Origin of the sequence: Desulfobacter sp. UBA2225, assembly GCF_002348205.1 — a bacterium.
GTDB classification, from domain to species: Bacteria; Desulfobacterota; Desulfobacteria; order Desulfobacterales; family Desulfobacteraceae; genus Desulfobacter; species Desulfobacter postgatei.
Genome location: NZ_DDYV01000136.1, coordinates 1 through 4,815 on the forward strand (window position 1 = coordinate 1; position 4,815 = coordinate 4,815).

Consider the following 4,815-nt stretch of genomic DNA (forward strand, 5'->3'; position numbering starts at 1 on the left):
CAGGCACCCTTTTTATAAGCTTATGGAGATGGTTCGGGAAGCCTACCCTTCCATTATTTCCATCATACATATGGAAATTTCAGAGTTGTCCAGGCTCTCATTTTTTGCGTTCCAGGACATTGCCCTGAACAAGGATGCCTATCAGGGTGAAAATTATGATATCAACCTGGCATGTATTTTCGGCATGATCAAAAAACGTCCGGAGCGGGTAGTCAGGATTTTAAAGGAGAATATAGAAATTTGCGGCTCGGACCGGATCAGGAAAGAAGTGGACAGGCTCATGGTAAAAACTCAGAACCTTTTGCTCAAGGAGCGTGAGAGTATTGCCGCTCAATTCAAGGATATCCAGACGCAAATGCCTGAAAAAAAGTCCATAGCCACCTTTTTTAAATCCATACTCAAAGATCCGGTCCAAAAGAAACTGAATGATTTAAAGCAGCGGATTGTCCCCCAGGATCTGGATTTTCACAAGGCGGTTATCCGGGACCAGGATTGGTCCGGAATGGATTTGACCCGATCCGTTCTTAATCTATCCCATGCACAGATTGTGGATACGTTGTTAACCGATGTTCATGTGTCAGTCGGTATATGCCACAATACCTTGTTTTACAATAGCAATCTGGATGGGGCCATATTTGATCTGACCTGCTTTGATAATGCCGTTTTTGTGAATGTGTCCGCCCAAAATACAAAATTCAGTCAGTGCAGTTTTCAGAATGCCTCTTTTTATAATTGCAATTTAAACGGGGCAGACATGAGCGATGCCCTGTTTATTGGGGCTGTAATGTCAAAATGCTCATTTAATGAAACCAACCTGACCTGTGCTGTTTTTGCACACGCACGACTATCCGGTCTTTCCTTTACCAATGCCTGCCTTCACATGGCGGATTTTACCCATGCCGGGGCCCGGTTCTGCCGGTTTGCATCACATGCGGCCGTGGATCTGCGTAGCCGGGGTCTCAATTATAATGACAGGGAATACCAACTCAGCTTCAATGATCTGCCAAGAATTGATCCCAGGGTGGCCAATGAAATAAATATGCTCATTTTTTGTGAATTTGTTCATTTCGGGCAGGCAAAATTTTTTAAACAGAATAAATTGAGTCTTCTGGCTGCCTTTGATGTTTTTAAACCGGAGCAGGCGGATTTTTTTCAGCTTTTACCTTTACTGATCCATGAAAATATTGCCATGCCGGAAACCAGCAAGATCCTGCCATCAACGCCTTGTGGCGTAACGGATTATCTGCCGTCAAGGGAGACTGAACGGGTTGGCCGGCACTATCTGGGCGGTGCCAATGTCCTGGTCCGCCGGCATCCGGAGCCCCGGATCCTTGGGGTGTATTCCATGGGAAGTGTTGGGTCTTTGGCCCAAACTGCTGAGTCTGACATTGATTACTGGATTTGTATAGATGAAAAACAGTTGGGCCGTCAGGCAACCGACCTTTTGCGCCGGAAGCTTGATGCCCTGGAAAGCATGGCCCTGGAGCGGTTTAAAATTCAGGTCACCTTTTTTCTTGTGGATATTTTCAAGGCCCGAGATAATGATTTCGGCGGTTCCTCCCAGGAAAGTTCGGGCTCTGCCCAGGCCCGGCTGCTCAAAGAGGAGTTTTACCGGACCATGGTCTATGTGGCAGGCAGACTGCCCTTGTGGACGGCGCTTCCCACCAGCATCAGCAGCAATTATTATAATCTGATTTTTGACTGCATCAATCGTTTGCCCGGTACTAAACGGTATATTGACTTGGGTGATATTCATGCCATACCCCGTAATGAATATTTTGGCGCGTCTGTCTGGCAGATGTTTAAATGGCTGAAAAGTCCTTTTAAATCAGTTATTAAGATGGCCTTACTCGAAAAGTACATGAATACCGATGGCCGGGAACCGATGCTGTGCAATGAGTATAAAAATGAATGGATGAATTCAGGGACCCATCTGAAGCCTGGGCAGAACGATTCCTATATTATTTTGATCAATACCATGATTCAGTTTTATATGAAGTCAGGGGACACACATTCGATCAAGCTTTTGCTCACCTGTTTTTTTCTCAAACTGGGGATTACAAAACAATCGGAGCTGGACTTCAGTGTTTTTGGCCTGCGACGAAATCTTTTGGAAAGGTGCCTGCGGGAATGGGGCTGGACCCTGGAAAAGGTGTTTGAGGTCGGCCGATTCAGATCTTGGCCTTATACCGCCATTCACCGCCTTTCCTTGACCATTGAGCAGTATATGATGACACGGTACGCGGACCTTAAAAGCCGCTTCAGGGATGATCCCGGCGGGCTGGCTATTTCCGAGCAGGACCGTATGGTCCTTGAGCGTAAGGTGGATATCCAGTTCCAGGACAAGCCGGGTAAAATTAAAAAACTGCTTTTAATTTCAGGTGGTGACCGTCATTTTTCAAGGCTTTATCTCAGATACCTGGACACGCCCGGGAAAAGATATGGTCAGTGGAAATTGATCCATAAACCATCTATCCACGCCCAGATGGATGAAGAATCCATACTCACGGCAAGTTCTGTGGAAGAGATCGGGGCCTGGCTGATTCACAACCACCTTTATACGGACCATACTTTTTTGACCATGGCGCCTAATCCCACGGAAGTTTCCCACGACAGCATTGAAAAACTTTACAGGGCCATGCATGATTTTTTTACCCCTGAACTATCAAAACCGGTTAGCTTTGATGCATTGAGGAAGATGCCGTCCATTACACGTCTGTTTGTTTCCGTCAATTTTTATGCGGAAAAACCCAGCGGCAGAATTTCAGATTTTACACTGGTCTACCTGAATTCCTGGGAGGAGATGTTTTTGCGCGCAGCAAGGCTTAACGTGCCGGCTGCGGATCTTGAACCGGTGAAAAAACAGATCTGCATGGGGCTTGGTCTAAATCAGCTGCCCGAAAAGACTGTTTTCCATATCCCAAGACGGGGGTCTTCAATGATGTTTTGACTTTGGTTGCAACAAGGTGGGTGCCCCCCGAGGTTAAGACCGGTTGTAAAAGTTATTTACTATTTTAAGGGCCTGTTCCGGGGTGTCAACCAATGAAAACAGTTCCATATCCTCGGGAGAGATTAATCCGGTTGCGGCAAGTGAATTTTTAATCCAGTCCAGAAGTCCGGCCCAGAATTCTTTGTTCATTAAAAGGACAGGCATTTTTCGGATGCGCCGGGTCTGGACCAGCGTCAGGGTCTCAAACATTTCATCCATTGTGCCAAGTCCTCCGGGCATAATGATATAGGCTTGGGCATATTTTACAAACATGACCTTTCGGATAAAAAAGTAATTAAAGTCCAAAGATCGGGTCATATAGGCATTGCTCTTTTCTTCAAAGGGCAGGGTGATTTTTAACCCTACGGACTCCCCGTTCTGCTCTAAGGCCCCCATGTTTGCCGCTTCCATTATTCCCGGCCCCCCTCCTGTAATGACCGCATAACCGCCGGCTGCAAAACAGGCTGCCGTCTTCCTTGCGGTTTCATAATCGGGATGCCCCTTGGCTGTTCTTGAGGAGCCGAAAATAGATACGGCAGGTCCTAAATCATGAAGTTCATCTATACCTTCAACAAATTCGCCCATAATTTTAAACAGGCGCCATGATTCACCGGACTTGAAATCATCAATGGGGTACTCGATGGGATGGGGCGTTCTCATGTTCAACTCCTTACTAAAACGGTTCCGGATGCAAGTTCAGATCAATCAACTCAACTGGCTAAAATATAATAAATGTGGTATATACTATCCAATTTGGGCTAACTGATCAAGTTTTTGGGCTAACTGATCAAGTTGTTCGGTTAACACTTTCAATTTATTGTTTTTTAATAACAGCCATGGGCTGACCTGACATATCAACTGCCAGTCATAGCCCACAACAAAGTTGGAAAGATCTGAGTAACTTACCCAGACTTTCTTATAAAACAAAAAAAAGATAAATTATTTGGAATGACTATAAATTTGGATTTTCAATATTCAGTATTCCGGCAGACAACGGTTGTCAATGCCTTAGGAATGCATGCGCGGCCTGCGGCAGTAATTGCCGGCATGGCCCAGGACGCCGGTGGTAACATCTGGTTGTCAGATGGAAAAAGCATTGTGGATGCCGCAAGCATTATTGAAATGATATCCCTGTGTGCGGTGACAGGGACAAAGGTGTCCATTTTTGCAGAAAAAGAAGAAGATTCAGCCCTGGCAGATAAGATTAAAAATTTTTTTGATGTTGGATTCGGGGAAAATGAAAATAAATAGAACCGTTAAGGATCAAATCATTCTCAGGGGGATCAGCGGTTCTCCCGGTATCTGTATTGGAAAGGCGTATCTTGTTGACCGGGAGGGTGTTAATCTTATTAAGCGTTATCCTGTAAGCCCGGATATGCTCCCCAATGAAATAGACCGGTTTAAAAATGCAGTGGATAAAGCCAAAAAAGATCATGCCAAGGCCATTGATGCTTTAGGGGATGATTTAAGTGAAAATCTCAATATCCTTGAAACCCATATGGTTTTGTTCAAGGATAAAATGCTTTACGGCAAAACCATTGAGACCATTACCAATGACCAGATCAATGCGGAGTGGGCACTTCGCCGGGTGTCCAGGCGTATCAGCCGGATGTTTGATCAAATCAATGATCCGTATCTTCGGGCCAGGGGAAATGATATTATCCAGGTCTCGGACAAGATAATGAATTATCTGGTGGGGGAGGCTGACCTCCGGATCAGCGAAATCAACAAACGTGTCATCATTGTCGCCCACGACCTTTCTCCCGCAGATACCAGTCAGATCCAGCTTGAACATATCAAGGGATTTGTAACGGACAGGGGCGGTA

Annotated in this window: 4 protein-coding genes; 3 read left to right on the forward strand and 1 reads right to left on the reverse strand. The window is 45.5% G+C overall.

Annotated elements, in window-relative coordinates; all coding sequences use genetic code 11:
- On the forward strand, positions 1-2,950 hold a 2,950-nt coding region (locus tag B3D59_RS07275; protein ID WP_286818666.1), incomplete at its 5' end, for a class I adenylate cyclase.
- A 33-nt stretch (positions 2,951-2,983) separates the two neighbouring features.
- Here B3D59_RS07275 and B3D59_RS07280 read toward each other — a convergent pair.
- Complete coding sequence (locus B3D59_RS07280) at positions 2,984-3,649, reverse strand: TIGR00730 family Rossman fold protein (RefSeq protein WP_286818667.1); 666 nt, start codon at positions 3,647-3,649, stop codon at positions 2,984-2,986.
- A gap of 288 nt (positions 3,650-3,937) precedes the next feature.
- Between B3D59_RS07280 and B3D59_RS07285 the strand changes: the two genes are divergently transcribed.
- Together B3D59_RS07285 and B3D59_RS07290 are read left to right on the forward strand one after the other, a co-directional pair.
- Entirely contained in the window at positions 3,938-4,240 is a 303-nt protein-coding gene (locus tag B3D59_RS07285; RefSeq protein WP_004072729.1) for an HPr family phosphocarrier protein, read from the forward strand.
- Positions 4,227-4,815, forward strand: a 589-nt coding sequence (locus tag B3D59_RS07290; RefSeq protein WP_286818668.1) for a phosphoenolpyruvate-utilizing N-terminal domain-containing protein, incomplete at its 3' end; no start/stop codon positions are given. The genes B3D59_RS07285 and B3D59_RS07290, both read left to right, overlap by 14 nt.

Coding starts and splice junctions, on each gene's coding strand:
- B3D59_RS07280 (WP_286818667.1), bottom strand. CDS start 3,649: ATGAGAACGCCCCATCCCATCGAGTACCCCATTGATGATTTCAAGTCC.
- B3D59_RS07285 (WP_004072729.1), top strand. CDS start 3,938: ATGACTATAAATTTGGATTTTCAATATTCAGTATTCCGGCAGACAACG.